At 47.5% G+C, this 18,373-nt stretch carries 11 protein-coding genes; 3 read left to right on the forward strand and 8 right to left on the reverse strand.

Annotation, left to right across the window (positions count from 1 at the left end; all coding sequences use genetic code 11):
• Positions 1-214 precede the first annotated feature (214 nt).
• On the forward strand, positions 215-3,610 hold the full coding sequence (locus tag QUB14_RS11725) for an ATP-binding protein (protein ID WP_333217144.1): 3,396 nt from the start codon (positions 215-217) through the stop codon (positions 3,608-3,610).
• A gap of 48 nt (positions 3,611-3,658) precedes the next feature.
• On the opposite strand, the gene QUB14_RS11730 is transcribed toward QUB14_RS11725, so the two are convergent.
• The 5 genes from QUB14_RS11730 to QUB14_RS11750 form a co-directional block, all read right to left on the reverse strand.
• Positions 3,659-3,931 carry a peptidoglycan-binding domain-containing protein gene (locus QUB14_RS11730; protein ID WP_333217146.1) on the reverse strand — a complete coding sequence of 91 codons (273 nt, stop codon included), beginning with the start codon at positions 3,929-3,931 and terminating at the stop codon, positions 3,659-3,661.
• A gap of 221 nt (positions 3,932-4,152) precedes the next feature.
• Complete coding sequence (locus tag QUB14_RS11735; RefSeq protein WP_333217148.1) at positions 4,153-4,434, reverse strand: peptidoglycan-binding domain-containing protein; 282 nt, start codon at positions 4,432-4,434, stop codon at positions 4,153-4,155.
• Positions 4,435-4,822: 388 nt separating this feature from the next.
• Positions 4,823-6,277: a hypothetical protein gene (locus tag QUB14_RS11740; RefSeq protein WP_333217150.1), complete on the reverse strand. Its 1,455-nt coding sequence runs from the start codon at positions 6,275-6,277 to the stop codon at positions 4,823-4,825.
• Between the two features lie 268 nt (positions 6,278-6,545).
• Positions 6,546-7,166, reverse strand: a complete 621-nt coding sequence (locus QUB14_RS11745) for a DUF3177 family protein (RefSeq protein WP_333217152.1) — start codon at positions 7,164-7,166, stop codon at positions 6,546-6,548.
• 401 nt (positions 7,167-7,567) lie between these two features.
• Complete coding sequence (locus QUB14_RS11750) at positions 7,568-7,804, reverse strand: Calvin cycle protein CP12 (protein ID WP_190662788.1); 237 nt, start codon at positions 7,802-7,804, stop codon at positions 7,568-7,570.
• A 744-nt stretch (positions 7,805-8,548) separates the two neighbouring features.
• On the opposite strand from QUB14_RS11750, the gene QUB14_RS11755 reads away from it, so the two are divergent.
• The gene (locus QUB14_RS11755; RefSeq protein ID WP_333217154.1) at positions 8,549-9,802 is read left to right on the forward strand and encodes an FIST N-terminal domain-containing protein; all 1,254 of its coding nucleotides are present in this window, start codon (positions 8,549-8,551) and stop codon (positions 9,800-9,802) included.
• A gap of 156 nt (positions 9,803-9,958) precedes the next feature.
• On the opposite strand, the gene QUB14_RS11760 is transcribed toward QUB14_RS11755, so the two are convergent.
• Positions 9,959-12,055: an iron uptake porin gene (locus tag QUB14_RS11760; RefSeq protein ID WP_333217156.1), complete on the reverse strand. Its 2,097-nt coding sequence runs from the start codon at positions 12,053-12,055 to the stop codon at positions 9,959-9,961.
• A gap of 1,008 nt (positions 12,056-13,063) precedes the next feature.
• On the opposite strand from QUB14_RS11760, the gene QUB14_RS11765 reads away from it, so the two are divergent.
• The gene (locus tag QUB14_RS11765; protein ID WP_445251836.1) at positions 13,064-14,008 is read left to right on the forward strand and encodes a hypothetical protein; all 945 of its coding nucleotides are present in this window, start codon (positions 13,064-13,066) and stop codon (positions 14,006-14,008) included.
• A gap of 148 nt (positions 14,009-14,156) precedes the next feature.
• Here QUB14_RS11765 and QUB14_RS11770 read toward each other — a convergent pair whose 3' ends face one another.
• Entirely contained in the window at positions 14,157-16,310 is a 2,154-nt protein-coding gene (locus QUB14_RS11770; protein WP_333217160.1) for a hypothetical protein, read from the reverse strand.
• A 128-nt stretch (positions 16,311-16,438) separates the two neighbouring features.
• Positions 16,439-18,010 (reverse strand): CHAT domain-containing protein, encoded by a 1,572-nt coding sequence (locus QUB14_RS11775; protein ID WP_445251834.1) that lies wholly within the window; start codon positions 18,008-18,010, stop codon positions 16,439-16,441.
• Between the last annotated feature and the right edge of the window lie 363 nt (positions 18,011-18,373).

Here is an 18,373-nt window from a genome sequence, read left to right on the forward strand (position 1 = left end):
TGACATTTTCGGGTTCTATATTTTTCACTTCGTTCAAGTCAGTTACATCATACCTCATCTTTCTGAGAAAGGCTATATAAGATTAAGGATTGTAGAAACTAGATCGGGTCTTCCTTGCGTAAGTTGTGTTTAAGTACAAAATGGTTTATAATCTTTACCAGCGCTCAGCCTTCGCTCCAAGTATTAACTGGGTTTTTCAACCTAAATTAATGTTATGTCCACTCTTTCTCTCAAGCACTTAGTGGCAAAACTTTCAAGAAAAGCAACGTTGCAAACCGTACTCATAGTTCCGTTTGTCTTGCAAGTATTTGCAGCGGTGGGTATTGTGGGGTATTTATCATTTAGGAACTCTCAAAGAGCAGTAAATGACCTTGCGGATCAGTTGATGGGCGAGGTGAGCAATCGCATCGAGCAAAATTTGAGAACTTATCTGCAAACTCCGCACCAAATCAATCAAAGCAAGCTGGATGCAGTGAAACTGGGTTTTGTGAACATGAAAGACTTGTCAGCTTGGGAAAAATATCTGTGGCGGCAAGTGCAATTATATCCTTATATCAATTTTACGTCGATCGCTAATCAAGATGGAGAATATCGCACTGGCGAAAAGATGTCTAACGGCACTTTATTGATTAACGCATCGGGCCCGTCTACAAATTTTGATTTTTATTCTTACAATACTAATGATACGGGCGATCGCACTACAGTAGCCGCCTCCGTTAAAAACTTCGACATCCGACAGCACCCTTCCTACACCTATGCGGCTCTAGAAGCCAAACCAACTTGGAGTTCAGTTTATATATCCTTCCTAGAACCCACATTGATTCTCAGCGCGCTGCAACCAGTTTACAACAGCCAGAAACAGCTAGAAGGAGTATTAATTGCTGCGTTGCGTCTCGACAGTATCGGTCAATTTTTAAACAGCCTCAAAATAGGTAAATCCGGTCAAACTTTTATTATCGAAAGAAATGGCACGCTGCTGGCAACTTCCACACCCGAAAAACCTTTCCGCAGCCAAAACGGTAAAAAAGAAGTTTTTAAAGTTACAGAAAGCAGCGATGCAGTAACGCAAACTACAGCTAAATATTTAGAAAGTCACTTTCAAAACTTGCAGAGAATCACAAAATCGCAGCAACTCAATTTTGAAATAAAGGGGAAGCAGCAATTTTTAAAAGTCCTGCCCTTCCAAGACGACAAGGGTTTAGATTTGCTGATTGTCGTTGTCGTTCCAGAAGCCGACTTTATGGAACAAATTAATGCGGGCAACCGAACTACAGTGTTACTATGTCTGGCAGCTTTGGGCATGGCAAGTGTGTTAGGAATTCTCACTTCTCGCTGGATTATCAAACCTCTTATAAAATTAAAAAATGCAGCAATAGCTTTATCTGAAGGACAATTTGACCAAACTGTAAAGCTCGATCGCTCCGACGAGTTGGGCGTACTTGCCGCTGCTTTTAACAGCATGGCAGCACAACTGCAAACATCTTTTACTGCCTTAGAAACTAAAAATACCGAATTGCAGCGACTAGACAAACTGAAAGACGAATTCTTAGCCAATACTTCCCACGAACTCCGCACTCCCCTCAACGGCATTATTGGAATTGCAGAATCTTTAATAGACGGTGCTACCGGACAACTGCCAGAATCCACAAATTTTAACTTAGCTTTGATTTCATCATCGGGCAAAAGATTGTCTTCTTTAATTAACGATCTTCTGGATTTTTCGCAGCTCAAACACAAAACTATAGAACTACAAATTAAGTCCGTCGGGATTCGAGAAATAGTCTCTGTAATTATCACTTTGTCTCAGCCATTAGTAGGCAAAAAAAACTTGCAGTTGATTAACTCAGTCGCTCCTGAATTGCCGCCACTAGCAGCCGACGAGAATCGGTTGCAGCAAATACTTTACAACTTAATCGGCAATGCGATTAAATTTACCGAAAGTGGTCGAGTAGAAATTTCCGCAGAATTAGTAACGGGCAACGCACAATCACCCCTTAATTCCCAATTAGCCATTAGTGTATCTGACACCGGTATTGGCATCCCCGAAGATAAATTAGAGCGAATTTTTGAATCCTTTGAACAAGCTGACGGTTCCACTGCTAGAGAATATGGCGGCACGGGTTTAGGGTTAACTGTTGCCAAGCAATTAGTGGAATTGCACGGAGGTAAAATTTCGGTATCTTCAACTGTAGGCGTCGGTTCCCAATTCACCTTTACTTTGCCCGTATCTGAGAGTCAGCCGGAATTTAGTAGCATACAGCCGCGTTTAACCGAGGGTTCTCCCATTTTAATTAATCCTGCATTTGCGGGCAAATCCTCTATAATAAATTCTCAGCTATCAGACAATAGCGACTTGCTAGAAAGTGAAAAATTAAAAATTTTGGTAGTTGATGATGAGCCGATTAATATTCATGTCATCATCAACAGTCTTTCTGTAGAAAACTACAAGATTACTCAAGCGAGCAACGGCTTAGAAGCTTTAAATCTAATTGAATCAGGATTTAAGCCGGACTTAATTTTACTCGATGTAATGATGCCGCAGATGACGGGTTATGAAGTATGTCGAGAAGTCCGCAAAAAATACTCGCCTTTAGAACTGCCGATACTGATGCTGACGGCTAAAAATCTAACTACCGACTTGGTAGAAGCTTTTAACTTAGAAGCAAATGATTATGTAACTAAACCTTTTATCAAAAAGGAATTGTTGGCGAGAATTAACACGCAAATTCGCCTAGCAAAACTGAATGCAGCCTACGGCAGGTTTGTGCCGCACGATTTTCTAAACTTGCTGGAAAAGCCGAGTATTATTGAAGTAAAATTAGGCGAACATCAGGAAAGAGATATGACAGTGCTGTTTGCTGATATTCGCTCGTTTACGGCGCTTTCGGAAAATATGACACCGGATGAAAATTTTGCATTTATTAATACTTACTTGGGAAGGGTTAGCCCTGCAATCAGGAAAAATAACGGGTTTATTGACAAATACATTGGTGATGCAGTCATGGCACTGTTTCCTACCTCTCCAGAGGATGGTGTGCGAGCAGCAATTGATATGCAGAAAGAAGTAAATCTCTATAACCAGCAGCGAGAAAAAAATGGCTTGTTTCCGATCGCGATCGGCGTTGGTTTGCACGCGGGCAATTTGATGTTGGGTACCATTGGCGAACGAGAACGGATGGAAAGTACGGTGATTGCTGATGCGGTGAATCTCGCGTCTCGTTTGGAAGGATTGACTAAGGTTTACGGATCGGGCATTCTAGTTAGCGGTGCAATTATCGATCGGCTCGACGATCCAGAAAAATATAAGTACAGATTTGTCGATCGAGTAACGGTGAAAGGAAAGACAACTGCTGTGTCGGTGTTTGAAATTTACGATACAGAACCAGAGCAGAGCATTGTACTCAAGCAGCAAACTGCGGAAGTTTTTCAAGAAGCTCTAAATTTTTACTACGAGCAAAAATTTGTTGCCGCCCAAAAAGTATTTCAGAATATTTTACAAATCAATCCAGACGATCGGGTAGCAATGCTGTATTTCAAACGAGCTCGCAAGTATCGAATGTACGGAGCCCCGGAGGGGTGGTCTGGGGTGGAAACTTCGACGGAGAAATAGGGCGCACACTGCACGCCCTACTCTCTTTAGCAGATGGTTGCACAAACTTTAAAATATAGTTGTACAAACACCCAATTTATTCCACGTTTTAGGGCCGACAATGCCATCAGGAACGATTTGTTGCTGCTTTTGAAAATTGATGACTGCTTGTTGGGTTTTCGGGCCGAATCCTCCATCAGTATTTAAAGAAAATCCGCTGGCGTTCAAGAGTCGCTGAAGGTAACGAACGTCCTCATTTTGCGTGACGCCATCGTTGCGCTTTAATAGGGGAAAATAACGGCAGGAAGGTAATTCAGTGCGAATTGCGTTTGGGGTTTGCATGGTTTGATTCTCCATTGGTTGTTTGCAAGTTGTTTAAAAGCAGAGAAGTGCGGAAAAGATGTTAATTAATAGTCCTGGATGCACTTTTTACTCGCATAAACGAGGTTTCGGCTTCGCTCAACCACCAGGTTTTTTAGCGTTTCTGGGGGTGTAAAGGAAGTATTGCTGTGAAAAAACCCAGTTTCTTGCTACCCGTGCGCCTAGGATTAGTTAACTTGGATTTAACATCCGGGTTCACCTGTATAACAAGCGCCTAATAGACTCCAAGTTTGAGGGCCGACAATGCCATCAACAGCAATCTGATTTTCCTTTTGAAATCTGATGACTGCTTGTTCGGTTTTTGGGCCGAAGAATCCATCAGTTCCGACGGGATATCCGTTTTCAACTAAGGATTGTTGGAGATAGCGGACGTTTTGATTGGCAGTGGTGCTATTATTTCGTTTCAGCGTGGGCAGTGAAGAGCAAAGAGGCAATTGAGCGTAAATTGAATTTGTGGTTTGCATGGTTTGATTGGCGATTAGTGGTTTGCAAGTCGTTTGAACTTGCTATTCCCCAGTTGTAGCTGTGGGGGGAAGTGCTTTAACAGTCGCTTTTTATAGTGACGCTTATCTGGGGTAGCTCAGATGAGTGACAGCCAGCTATCAAATCCGTTTTGTACAAAGTAATTGTCAAAGGCAAATTGCAGCGAATTTCCATTTTTTATCAACTTTTAGCATCTTTGCCGGAAGCCCCACACCATACCTGTAGGGCTGTTGGTGTCGGGATGGATAGCCAGATTGACGTAGGTTGGCTAGGCAATCAATCCTGTCACGGTGTAATCGCTCCACTGTTGTATAAGCTGAGTAAGGGTTTTTTCTATAGAGGAGGCAAAAATACTGTATTTAAAGCTAGTTAACCATGTGAGCGAAAAGGGCGATCGGGAAAATTAGTCTGGGGTTGCGACTTTAACTTAGAAGTGATATCGTAGTAGCGGTAGATAGTAGATTTCCGGCTGTCAAACAACTTGAGAATTGAATCAATGACAATTTCTGTAACTATCGGGTTAAAATCGGAAATAAACTCGTCGGCGTTGAGATTTTCTCGAAAAAATTCCTTAGCTCGATCGCACTGATAGCGCATTTCGTCAAAGCCAACAATTTTCACCACAAACGTTGTCAGTGGCGAACTCTCCAAATCGGTATTAGAAGTGCTTTTAGCCCGCCCATTTTCTAATAAATTTAATACTTCTTTTTCTAAACCAATTTTAGGTTTGTAAGGTTTCTCTATTTCGGGAAAAAAGCTTTCCAGGCGCACGCAGTTAGCAGCTTGATCGGGAATTGCTCCCATCATCATCGCCAGAGAAACCTCAATCCCCAAATCCGAAGAAAGAGCTTCTAGCAGGGCTAGGGCAGCCAGTTTGCACCCCAAATAAAGCTTCGCAATTTCGAGATTGTACTTAGCAGTAGTTTCCCAGCGCTGATAGGTGCGATCGTCTGGATATCCCTCAAACTGCCGGAAAATCATCTCTGGTTTGAGATAATTCAGAAAACCTTCCATCTTGAGCAAAGCAACTCGGTAGTCGCGAACCGTGTAAAAACCCCAGCAGATGAGATTGTGATTGGTTTCCGGCAGTAAATTCCAGGTATTTGCCAAAAAATGGGCTGAACTATGGTGAGCAAAACTCATCACATCCCGGTTAGAGATTCGCACAGCTTTTTTGACCGTTTCCCGCATTTCCTCGTCCGTTAAACTGAGGTTAAACAGGCTATTTATTGCTTGCAAGCGCTCATAAAGGCGCTGGCTTACCGTTACTCCCGCATCGGCGACGCGAAAAGGAATTGTTGCTTCAATGCAGCCTGCAATTTGAAGCAATTGCTCGCGTTTGAGAAATGGTTCTAAAGCTTTTGCTGCTACCACAGCGCTGAGAAATTCGTTTTGTCCGGCGAAAGGATTGAGGACTTCGCCCGGTTCAAAATTGAATACCAGCATTACCATCTCGAAGGTAGCATCCGCAGACAGTTCAGATTTATCCCGAATTTGTAGTTGTTTGTTAACCTCTTTTGCAACAGGAGTGATGTAGTAGCTGACGTTAAAGTTAATGCTGCGATCGACTTGCACGTAGACGGTATCGTGAAATAAAGCTGCCAAAACCTCGATCGCGTCTTCATCTCCCCCCACCTCAAAAATATGTTCGGGAGTGTGAAAAAACCGCCAGGGCCCCATCATCGGCTGAACAATCAGTTCGGCAATCCGAGCGACTTCACTTGGTTCGACTTTTGCTTCCAGGCGATCGATCGCCCAAATCAGCCTTTCTAAGCACTGTAAGTAGGCTTGTTTGCTATCCATCACAGTCTTTCCCAATAACATTGCTGTCAGTCGATTTTAGATTTTAGATTTTAGATTTTAGATTTCTTCCACAGATGAATTTGGAAGCTTGAACCTTAGTCTAAAATTTTTATATCTCCACGACATGAGTCGGCGGCTTGTATCCGTTTTTGGGCGGCGTCACGTCAGCTACTCTGCTGTTAGTTCCATTCTTTCGTATATGCGCCCGGTTCTTTTTCTTGGGATTTTTGAGTGTTTTGTTGAAGACTTTAGCTGCTATTTAGGAGGCAAATACCTACTTAAAATTAACTTAATTTCCGGTAGCTGACCTCCCCTGTTTTCCTAGTCTAATAAGCACAAAGTATGACAAGTAAATTACATAGATTACTAAACCTATCAGACCCAACAATCCCAAAAATTGAGGGGTTGCCGTAGGGTGAAACATTTGTTTATAGAGCCAAGGTGGGTCTAACCAAATGCGGCAAAAAGGTTCGTCAATTACCTCAATTTGCGATTTAAAAGCACAGCTTAAGAAGGGAAGTTGAGCTAGAGCGCCCAAACCGCTGTAAACAGTAATCGCCCACCGCCAAGCTGTAAAAGCCAATTTCAGGGGCGACTGCGGTCGATCGGCAATTTCTTCGTTTAAATCCTCCCAAAACCACAGACTAGCAGGAATCAAAGCCCTCCCAATCACCGACGATACAAAGCTCACAGGCAGCGCAGCCATCATCAGGTAAAGTGTAATTGCCAGCAAACTCGCCACCCGCCAATAAATAATCGACAAACGGACGATCGCGTCAGCTTTTGCCACAACAGCCCAAATCAGCACTACCAGCGGGATCGAAATTGTTAATAACACAGACAACCGGTAATCCATCCAGACTAGCGGTTGAAACCAAGGCCCGGTGGCTGCCAATAAAAGACTCAACATCTTTGGGAAAATATACTCACTTATTTGTGACAAATTTTACTACAAAAATGCTAAAAAATCAGCAACCTAAACATGGTCTTAATGTTTTAGTTACTGCTATTTTTTCTAAGGTACTTGGCACGCTTTGAAGGGTACTTGAGACGCGATAGACGGCAATATGCTTGGATTAAAACTGTTTATTCCTCAAATCTCGCCTTCCCATCCCCCGAACCAAGGCGCGCCAGAGCGAATTATTGTCCCCCTTGGTTCGGGGAGTGGGGAGAAGCTGGCTGATTTTAACCGTATTGGGATAGAGGGCAAATCTCGCCACTATTTCAAGGCTCAACCCCTAAAATAAAATTCTCCCGCGCCAAAAGTTAGATTTCGGCGCGGGAGGGAAGGAATAGAGCTAAATGGCTCGTTTATTCCTCGTAGATGCGGCACTCAGCAGCGTCAGGATTGTCGTCGCAAAATTTTTCAAAAGAATTCTTAGGTTTGACTTGCTTTTGGTGGGAAGCTTCTGCTTGCAGTTCTTCAACTGCGTCCCACGCCGCCGCGCATTCCCCGGAAGTGGCGCCCTTGAGGTCACAGACGGTACGAGCGCTTTCTAGTTCTTCTTCAATTTTTTCTTGGATGTTGCCTGCGGGTGTTGTTGTCATAAAGCTTGTTGGTATGAATGTGTAGGAGAATATGGTGGTCCCCGACCTATTTCTAGGTAATGTTAGCACGCCCCTGGGTTTAGTGAGCTTGTTCGGCTAACGGCACATCCTTAACCCAAATAAAGATGTTTAACCGTTAACGACAGAGCAAGGGACTAGCTAAGCAGCCGCTTGGTGTCATCACTCAAAAAACTGAGACCTCTAGAGTCTTAGGCTGGTCAAGTAAAACTGAAGTTTTAGGCCAGAAGCCCAGTCACTTGAGTGTTGAGTCGTTGACTGTCACCTTATTAAGTAAGAAAGGTTTTCTTTTTGGATGTTTGTTTGGGTTGGATTTGCTGTTTCGGTATGGCGACCCCAGCTAATAATAGCTTGAGATGCGCTGCTGTTGCAGCAGCCCAGATAGAAACCATCCATAAGTATGATGCAGTAGCCGTCTCTACTCCCTGCTTTACTAGCCCGTAGGCGGGTTCTAGTCCACAGGCATCAATGTAGGTCGAGCCAACCTTACTTTTGATGAAAACATTACACGAGGTTGGTGTGTCAAACTGTATTAAGCTTTATCTTTTAAGATTTAGCTGAACACGGCATTTCACACTTAACAAATTAAGGGGACTCTCATGTTAACTTATGTTAACACAAGAACGGCGATCGAGGGGGAATCGATCGCCCAAGAATACCGTCCCCCCAGCGGCAAGTTCCGGTTAGCCTAATGTATAGAGATAGTTTTATAGAGAAGTTTGCCTTATGTACAGCCAAAACCAAATGCAATGGGTCAGCGCCTTATCAACCCGTCCGTCTTTGGAATCCGCCCTCAAAGAAGTTATAGAACAAGCCGATCGCGACCTAGAAGGCCCGGCCGATTTAGCGCTGATATTTATCTCGTCTGCCTTTGCCAGCGAGTATTCTCGGCTGATGCCTTTACTCCGAGAACTGCTGCCAGTGCCCGCGATCCTGGGCTGCGGCGGGGGAGGAGTCATCGGCACGAACCGGGGCGGCCTCACCGAAGAAGTCGAGGGATCTCCCGCAGTCAGCCTGAGTCTGGCGCGCTTGCCCGGAGTGAATGTCAGAACTTTTCACGTCGGTGCAGAAGAACTGCCGGACTTAGACAGCCCCCCGGATACTTGGGTGGATCTCTTGGGCGTGCCGGCCCAGGAAGAACCGCAGTTCATCATCTTGGCGGACCCCTTTTCGGCAAAAATTAACGATTTGCTGCAAGGGCTAGATTATGCCTATCCGGGTGCGGCGAAGGTAGGGGGGCTCGCCGGGGGGGACGGTGCGGGCAGGGGCGCGGCGCTGTTTTGCGACTATCAGCTTTACCGAGAAGGGACGGTTGGGGTAGCTTTGAGCGGCAATATAGTTTTGGAAACGATCGTAGCTCAAGGCTGCAGGCCGATCGGGCATCCTTATCGGGTGACGGAAGGAGAACGCAATATTTTGCTGAAACTCGAAGAACAAACCGACGATACCGGCAGCGGGGGCATCGAGCGATCGCCCTTAGAGGCTTTGCGAGAGTTAGTTCAAACTTTGAGCGAAGAAGACCGAGAATTAGCCCAGCATTCGTTATTTGTAGGCTTAGTCAGCGATGAATTCAAGCTGACATTAGAGCCGGGAGACTTTTTAATCCGCAATCTGTTGGGAGTAGATCCGAAAGTGGGAGCAATTGCGATCGGCGATCGAGTCCGTCCCGGACAGCGCATCCAATTTCACCTGCGGGACGCGCGCACCTCCGCAGAAGACCTAGAAATGCTGCTCGATCGCTATCAGCGGGCCGCCGAGTACAGCGGTACATCCAGCGCCGGCGCCTTAATGTTCTCTTGTCTGGGGCGCGGCGAAGGGCTTTACGGCCAGTCGAACTTTGACTCTCGACTGTTCGGTCGATACCTCAAAAACATCCCGCTGAGCGGCTTTTTCTGCAACGGCGAAATCGGCCCCGTCGGCGGCAGCACATTTCTGCACGGCTACACATCCGTATTCGGGATTTGCCGCCAAAATTCATAAATTGTGAACTGTTGACTGTTGACTGTTGACTGTTGACTGTTAACTGTTAACAATTGAAGATCTAAAATCTAAAATCTAAAATCGATCCACTGATGACCAATAAATAAAAGCGGCAGTCGCCTGCCGCTTTTAGCTGTGAGTAGATATTTGGGAACCTTAGAAACTAAAGGTAGTACGCAGGAGTCCGACCCAGATATCGTCGTTTCTGTTGTTGTGTTCGGGATTCAAAATCACGTAAACGCCCGGTGTCACTGACACAAAGTCATTGACTTGGAAGCGATAGAAACCCTCTAAGTGATAAGAGGTGTTGCGGTTTCTGGCGATATCACTCTCAGTAACTTTTGGCGGTACACCGAAGACAAAACCCAGGAGGTTGCCTTGCCGGCCAAAATCTGCCAGGGCCAAAGTGATAGCACCATTCTGGATCGTCGCGTCATTGCCGCCCCCCCGCAGTTGCTCAGCCTTCGTATAACCGTACCAACCGCCAAGCTGAAAGCGACGGCTGGGTTTGAAGTTAACTTGCACGCCATAGTTATCTGCTTGAGTGGTTGCTTGACCGAAGGGCCGGTTAGCCAAGGCACTGCCCGTACCGCCCATGATGCCAACATCGCCTGCGCGATTGTATTTGTGGGTGTAAGTGAAGGCCAAATCAAACGGTTTGCTAAAAAAGCCGATCTGACCCAGAGCGCTGAAAGAACCGTCGGCAACGCCCCTGCCGTTTGCGGGGTCGGGAGCATCGCCGTCGGAGGCAAGATAGCCCCCAGTAGCTCGGAGGGGGCCCAAGTTGAAAGTCAAACTTGCGCCAGCTCCCTGCGGCCCGCGGAATACAGCCGGGTTACGAACTCCAAATCGGGAAATGGCACCAGTACCCGTAGAGTTAAAGGGTGTTACCGGGTCTGCAATTTCATCCAGGTCAAGTCCTTTAGGACCGACAAAGACTGTAGCGGGACCGACCGGGAAACGATAGTACAGTTCGTCTAGTGTGAATTGGCTACCCTCCTGGCCGTCAAAGGCCAAGCGAGCCATGTTAGTTCCCGTAGCGGTTGATGCTCCGTAGTTGGCGACGTTGACTGCTTGCAAGCGGGTTCTGAGCAAGTCTCGACCGGTGAAGCTTGTCAATAAGTTCAAGCGCACCCGGTAGCCCAAGTTGGTGACTGTTCTATCGTCCTCAAGGCGGATACCATCTCCGACGAAGGTGTCGCTGACGGCAAAAATGGCTTCTCCAGCCAGTTTGGTGGTGGTGGAGAACTGGTTGGCTTCGAGTTCTGCGGTGCGAGCTTCTAGGCCGTCTACTCGTCCGCGCAGGGTAGCGAGTTCGGCTGCAAATTCTTCTTGCAGGCGTTGCAGGATGGCTAAGTCATCTTTGGTAACTAAGTTACCTGTTGACCCAATTAGCTGGGTTATCTGGTCTAAGCAAGCGTTGACGCCGGCTGCAAATTCGTAGCGAGTCAGGGCGCGGTTGCCGCGGTAGGTGCCGTCGGGATAACCTACGATACAACTGTAGCGTTCGACTAGGGATTGCAGGGCTTGGAATGCCCAATCTGTCGGTCGCACGTCAGAAAGCTGAGTGACTGATGTCACCTGGGACATGGTTCCGGATGGTTGGGCCGGCAGCGCTTGGGGAGCCACAGGGACGATGGGGCCACCCATTCCGGCGGGCGCTGTCTGAGCAATTTCTACCTTAGTAGCTGGGGTAGTAGCTGGGGTAGTAGCTGAGGTAGTAGCTGGGGTGCTGGCGACTGCTGGCACTTCAATTTTCCCAGCGGTGTCTGTCGGGCTGATTTGCACTGCCAAGTCTGATGCTTGGGGCGAGGATTCGGCTGTACCTGCTGCTGCTAGGGGTTCAGTCGCTGCTGCGGCGCTGGTCGGAGCGCTTGGGGCTGCTAACTCGATGTCGCTCCCTGTTGTTTGCAGTGTTGTTTGCGGTGTTGTTTGCAGTGCTGCTTCGCTGGTTTCTGGTTCGATTGAGGCGAGTTTTTCAGCGTCTGCTTCGTTGACGACCGGGGTTTGGGCCGCTTCGACACTGCTGTTTAAAGCCAGCTTTTCTGGAGCAGCAGGGGCTGCTGCAACTGGTTCTGCAACTATTTCTCCAACTATTTCTGCAATTTTTGACTCAGATGACTGAGCTGTAGCTAGCTGGTTGGCTTCAGCGGTTGCGGTCGCTTCAGCGGCGATCGCAGTGGCACTCATGACTGATGATAGCCCCAGAATTGCCGGGGATACTAGCAGTAAATTCCAAAAAGTTCTGTTCATTTTCCTCACACCTTCACACTCTATTCAACTCGACGAGCAGCAATTCCCAACTGCTAATTTTTGTGGTTGCTTGCCTGTTGACAATAACTGCCAAAATAGAACCTATCCATAACTGTTGATTCACTGTTGATTCACAGTAGGCGTGTCTACTTCTGCTTGAACGTAGGGGGCTGAGCCCTTATACCGCCCAGGCATCAATTCAGGTCAAGCCCACATTACATTACAGTTGATTATACCATCACGTGCTAATTTCATCTCTCGATCGCCCGACTTGCTTGAGTTGCTCTGCGGGCGATCGACAACTGGTTCTACGGGTTCGACCACAATCTGCCTCTAACTGACAACTGCCCCGAGTCCTCGGTTACGCCAGACTTAACAGACAGTTATAGGTAGGATTGTGGCTGCTTGTCGCATCCCTTATACAGCTTTATATCCTATAATGTCAAGCTTTTTAACCTAACTTTAAACCTCGCGACCCGGCAGGGGCTATTTTCCCGCCATGAGTGGGGAACTGAGACCTAAAGGCTGGTAGATTTACCCGATCCAAACCAAAGTTCAGGCTTGACCAATGTTGGTTTTTTGATGCCCGCTGCCGTCGAGACTTGCCAGGGCGATCGCCATTTTTGAGACTAAGCGTCAGCGGGTTTAATTTCCCGCTATTTTAACACAACTTTTTTGTTGTTTGAGTGCGGCTGTAACGGGTGGTGCTTGACCCGCTGTTGGCGCCAGGAAAGCTCAGTGGGTTGACTGACCACTATATCCATGATTCCTAGAGGTTTTAACGATGTTTTTGCCTACGGACGATCGCAGGAGTTTAGTGCTAAGCTGGCGAAAATGCAGAACTCGAAAATAGAGCTGCTGTCAGAACAAAAAACCCAAACGCTGGGGGTAAGCAAGTTATACCATTTTCGCTTAAAGAATTGGGAGTAACTGATGACATAAAGGTTGGGAGCTTGCCTACACTTGGATTATTTTGGGTAACTGGTATTAGTGAAAAAGTGAGGTTTTCTGGAAGATTTTGGTGTTATTATTGCTTGCTGCGACCAAGATTATTTGTTGGCAAAGGGTTGCTGTGCTAGCATCCGATATTTCCTGGGAGATGTTCCCATCTGCCTGTTGATTGACGGTACGTTTTCCGTGGTTCCCCTAGAAAAAGTTTACGGAGTGCGCGTCATTAATCACAATAGCGTCTCTGAGCCACTTCTGAGAAAAAGAAGCTTTGGTTGGGGAAAAAGTCATATGATTCCCTTTTGGGAAAGTCCTTGGCAAAATTTTCTCGTGATGGATGCAGATACAATTGTTTGGGGAGATGTCCTCAAATTGGCTAATTTTCAAGACTTCGACTTTATTATTGACCAGCCTTGTCACCATTACTCGGATGCGGATGTCACGGAATTTTTCTTTGACATTCCGGGAGTCGAAAAGTATTTTCCAGATTTTCGTTGGCAAGACTATCGCTCTCGCTATGTCTGTCCAGGGACATTCTTTGGGAAGCGAGGTGTTTTCAGCTTAGAGGAGTATAGAAAGATTCTGGATTTTAAGGATGAACATCCAGAGATATTTAAGTATGGAGACATGGGCTTTTTTAACCTGATGGTCTTCCGCGCTGCTCAAGAGGGCAAACTGCGGGTGCAGAATGTGGATATGCAGTTGTTGGTGCCCGATTTTGACCAGGATTTGCTGAGAAAGCGGTTTCCGGTTGAGTCAAGCGGGCCTGCGGGCGATCGCACTCAGGCCACGGTGATTCACTGGTGCGGGCTGAAGCCGACTTTATCTACGGGGAAAGTTTACTCGGAACCGATGAATTTTTGTCGCCGCAAGTGTGAAGAGGATGTTTGGAACCGCACGGGTTTGGCTGCCGAGATGTCGCTGCAAGTTGAGGATTTACAGCGATCGATCTACGTGTATAAGAATAAGTTTAAGAAGAAGTTTCGGCAGTTGACTGGTAAGTAGATTAGGACTGGGGCGCGCGGGCGAGAAACCGGGAATATTCGTCGATTTCTCGCCACCCCATCCAGATTTTTTTAATAGTCTTTGGTCAAGAGGCTTTTTTTTTACCGCAGATGTCAGCGGATGAACGGGGATACACGCGGATTTGGGCTTACCCATCCAGGGGTAAAGTTGGCCCGGGTGGGGGTAAAACTTGGCGGTGAACGCTTACTTTGTGACTTTCCCGCTGAGTTTGCATTTCGACGGCGATCGCCTCAAATTCGACTTCCATGCAGCCGTAGGGAATCTCTAACTCGACACTTGCTCGAACGTTTCCCAACCCGTTAGATTTAAATTCGGTAATCCAGCGCGGCCCGTCGAGAATCAGGTAGGTTTGTCGATCGTACACCCAAACTTTCACATAAATCCGGGGCATTAATTCCGGCAGTTGCACTTGCACTTTTACGGGCCCGCCGGCAAGGATTTCGGCCCGCGGCAATTCCAAAATCGGCATCGGTACTAACTCGTCTTCGGGCAAAACGTAGGGAGTCGGGGGAGTTACTTCTTCTGCGACAGTTGTGGTTTTTTTAGCAACTTTTTTCGGTTGCGGGGGTTCGTCAAAAACCACAAATTCTCTGGCTTCCGGGCTAGTGGATTTGGGATCGGAATTGGTTTCGCTGGTTTCGGGTTGCTGCTGGGTTGGGCTGTTTTCTTCCACAACAGCAATTTCGTCGCTGCTATTTGCGACGGCTGTTGGAGTTGGTGACAGGGTGGTTGCTTTGAGCCAGTCGGGGGATTCGCCGTTGCTGGCTAAGGAACTCAGTCGCGACCAAAATCGACTTTCGACGTTTAAGGTTTGAAATGCCTTTTTTGTGGGTGCTGGCGGAGTTTCTGGGGCTGTTTTTTCTAATTCGGGGCTGTTTTCTGGTTTTTGGTCGATCGCCCCGATTTCCGCTGTTTTAGGGGAAGTTGGCAGGTCTGAGGCTTTGGCTTGTGAGTCGATCGACTCTGCGACCGTTCGAGGCGAATTGGAGATTTCCGACAGCAATGGCGATCGGCTGCTGTCGGGCAGTTTGTTACCGAATGCGGGCAATTCTAGACCGCCTCCACTTGGGGTGTGACGCGAAGCCAGTAGAGGGGGTAAGGCTTCCGTGGTTGGGACTTCGGCGGGGGATGGAGGGTCTAAGGATTTTTCTACTAGCTGGAGGAAGGATATATTTTTGGCGCTTCCCGACGGTTTTGAGGCTGTTGGGGAGGGTTCGGCTTGATGCTTTTCTTCGATGAAATTGTCTTTAATTTCCTGTAGAAGGTGCTCTAAACGGGCTGTAATTGTGAATAGTTTGGTGGCTAGGGTGACGCCACCGCTGCTGAGAATTGCTTCTCCTAAAATTAGGCGGCTTTTGCACTCGGTTGGAATGTAGGTGACGCAGGCAAAGATGCAGGGGGGAACTTGTTCTGGCATCGGCTGCTGGATTTCTGCCAGAATTTTTGAGGTTTGGGGGTCGCGCAGGTAAATTTGCAGTTGTGCTGAACCGATGAGTTGTTTGAGTTCTATCGCTTCGGATTCGGGGATGAGAGTTGCTGTTTTTCTGCTTTGTTGGGGGTGTTGGGGAATGTCGATTTGGCCGGAAATGATTAAGGGGCGACCGAGTTGGGTGACGAAGGTTTCTCGATCGAGGACGAGTTCGAGTTTGACGCCCGGTTTGGGTTCGGGGGTTTGGGGAATGGGGAATTGGTAGATTTTGGTCTGCTGCGGTGCTGAATCGGCTGCTGGGATTTGGGTTGGTGCGGGGCGATCGACCGGTGCTGCGATTTGTGGGGCTGCGCGATCGACCGGTGCTGCGATTTGTGGGGCTGGGCGATCGACCGGTGCTGCGATTTGTGGGGCTGCGCGATCGACCGGTGCTGTGATTTGTGGTGCTGTGGGGGAAGTTGCGGGTTCGGTTTGGTCGATCGGCGGTAGGGGTTCGGAGGTTTCCGATTCTGCGGGCAATACTTCCAACTGAACCCCGTACTGCCAAGGTTTTAGTGGTGTTGCTTTGGGATCTGGCAAGCAGGAGAGTTCCCACAGTCCGGGTTTGAGCCTGGTGTAGGGAATGATCACGACTAATCCTTCGGGGTTGGTGCGGGCCGATCGGCTTTGAACTTTCCGCTGCGCCCCTGGGTCGAAGGAGGTATGGGTAACGCGAATTTCGATGTCGGTGTTGGGGTGCTGAATGCGAGCAACAACACGGTATTTACCTTCTAGAATTTCCACGTCGGAGGTTTCTAGGGGCAACCAGGCGCGATCGCCTTCTTTCTGTAGCAAAAATTCTAATTTTTTCATTTTAGTTTCCCCTTGAAGGCTCCCGCTTGATTTGTCACAGATTGGTGGTGGCTTGTTGAGCGACAGCTACAGGCATTGAATTACTTTATTTTTTATAGCCTATCACCAGTGTCGGTCAAGAGGCCCACTTACCAAGGACTGCCGATTATGCTGAAAGCTGCCCAATAATACGGATGGGATAAATCTTTGCTGTCGAGTTTGGGGATGGACGGGGGCAAGGGAATGTCGCCTCGGGAACTTCGCAGTTGACCGCCTTCGATCGTCACTTTGCCTTCGATCGCGGCAATTTGTGCTTGCCTGAGAGCTTCAGCTTTAATGATTGGAGGGTCGTTTGGCCTGCTGATTTTTAACTGCTGGTAAAACTCTGTCATCAGGGCGAGAGTGCCCGCATCGCTGACGTACCACAAGCTGGCGAGGGCTGATTTTGCTCCCGATTGCAGCGCTAAACCGGCAAATCCGAGTTCTGCTTCTTTGTCTCCCAAGGCGGTTCTACAGGCGCTTAATACTAATAGTTCGAGGGGCGGATTGTTCCATTTCAATTCTCTCATTTGAGCGAGGCGCAGTTGGGTGTCCCAAAATTGAATGTAGGAGTTATTTGGGGTTCCGGGGCGGAATTCGGCGTGGGTGGCAAGGTGGATGATTCCGTATCTTTGTTGCAGTCGCTGGGATTGCAAGTTTACTATGGTGAAATCTTCGTTGAGAAAGGATTGACCGGGCCACTGTCGGGCGATCGCGCCGAGTTCTAACGGCACTGCTGGCAGCGGTTCTTTGTTTGCCGTTTCTGCGAAATCTGATGCTCCCATTCCTAGGACTTGCACGTTTCTGAGGTCGGCGTAATTTATGTCTATGAGGTTGAAGGCGGGGATGCGGGCGAGGCTGTATTTTTCGATCAAAAATTGCTGTCCGTCGTGCATTGCTGCTAAGGGTACAGTTCGTAAACCTGCGCCGGCGCAGAACAGCAATGTTTCAATTTTTGCGGTTTGCAAATCTGTTTCTAGGGGTGCAACTATCCATTTGTAGAGTTGTTGGGCTGGTGCTAGATAGCTGGTGGTGTTGAGTTTTACGGGATTGGTGATTTCGCTACCTAATTCTTGGACTACTGAGAGCAGTTTCTCTTGTTTTGCTTCTGGAACGCTGCGGAGAATGGGCCGGCGATCGGGTAATATTAAGATTAATTCTAGTTGGTCGGTGCGCGGGATAGCGTAAATTAAAGCAGGTTTTTTCTTTGTTTGAACTGCTAGGCGGGAGAGAGTTTTTGATATTGCTTCGGCGGTTTGCCCACGGGTGTTAAAGTCTTGTTCAAAGTATTTTTGATAGTCTTGTTTCCAGGTTTCTTCGATTCTGGTTACGGCTTCGGTGAGGTTGCCCCGATCGAGCAAATTTCTCATTTCTTGCCCGTTAAGCCCGCCCTTGCCTGTGTTTTGGGCAATTGTAGGGAGGTTGGCGGTGTTCCAGCAGAAAAATATTGCTATCAAACAGTAAAAAATAGCTTTTTTAATTTTTTTCTGAGTAGTGTGTTTTTGGCGTTGCTGCTGGGATTGGTAGTGCATGATTTTGGGGCGGTTAAGGGCGCCGTTGGCGGCAGCAGTTAGCAAAAGTTGGGATGTGGGTGGGAATTTTGACTGTGCTGGCGATCGCGGCACGATTGTAGCATTCAAGACCAACTGCAAATATCTACCGTAGGGTGTGGACACCAGCACCAACAGAGTCCCCGCACCAAGAAATTCGCGATTTATGTAAAAGTTTGTAAATTATGCAGGGGTTTTGCATAAACAGGACTTACGCGAAAACCCGGTTTCTTCAAGTAAGTCCTGTTTTCTACATAGCAGCCAGGTACATTTAACTGAGATGTTGCACCATTCTCAATAATCCTTTTATGAACAGGCTGTCCGGCCTGTTCCACAAAAAATTTATCTCTTGTGGAACGGGCATCTTGCCCGTTCTTAAAAATGATGCAAAATCTGAGTTTAACCGGCATTACCTCTAGGGCCGTCTTTGACTTTTTGCGGCACCTCTGCACTTCTCAAGTTGAATCGGGTTTGGTCTTGGTATTAAGTGAGGAA

The organism is Microcoleus sp. B3-D2 (assembly GCF_036705345.1).
GTDB lineage: Bacteria > Cyanobacteriota > Cyanobacteriia > Cyanobacteriales > Microcoleaceae > Microcoleus.

Excerpts from the sequence above, each read along its gene's own strand:
- QUB14_RS11725 (WP_333217144.1), top strand. The coding sequence starts at position 215 with ATGTCCACTCTTTCTCTCAAGCACTTAGTGGCAAAACTTTCAAGAAAA.
- QUB14_RS11730 (WP_333217146.1), bottom strand. The coding sequence starts at position 3,931 with ATGCAAACCCCAAACGCAATTCGCACTGAATTACCTTCCTGCCGTTAT.
- QUB14_RS11735 (WP_333217148.1), bottom strand. The coding sequence starts at position 4,434 with ATGCAAACCACAAATTCAATTTACGCTCAATTGCCTCTTTGCTCTTCA.
- QUB14_RS11740 (WP_333217150.1), bottom strand. The coding sequence starts at position 6,277 with ATGTTATTGGGAAAGACTGTGATGGATAGCAAACAAGCCTACTTACAG.
- QUB14_RS11745 (WP_333217152.1), bottom strand. The coding sequence starts at position 7,166 with ATGTTGAGTCTTTTATTGGCAGCCACCGGGCCTTGGTTTCAACCGCTA.
- QUB14_RS11750 (WP_190662788.1), bottom strand. The coding sequence starts at position 7,804 with ATGACAACAACACCCGCAGGCAACATCCAAGAAAAAATTGAAGAAGAA.
- QUB14_RS11755 (WP_333217154.1), top strand. The coding sequence starts at position 8,549 with ATGTACAGCCAAAACCAAATGCAATGGGTCAGCGCCTTATCAACCCGT.
- QUB14_RS11760 (WP_333217156.1), bottom strand. The coding sequence starts at position 12,055 with ATGAACAGAACTTTTTGGAATTTACTGCTAGTATCCCCGGCAATTCTG.
- QUB14_RS11770 (WP_333217160.1), bottom strand. The coding sequence starts at position 16,310 with ATGAAAAAATTAGAATTTTTGCTACAGAAAGAAGGCGATCGCGCCTGG.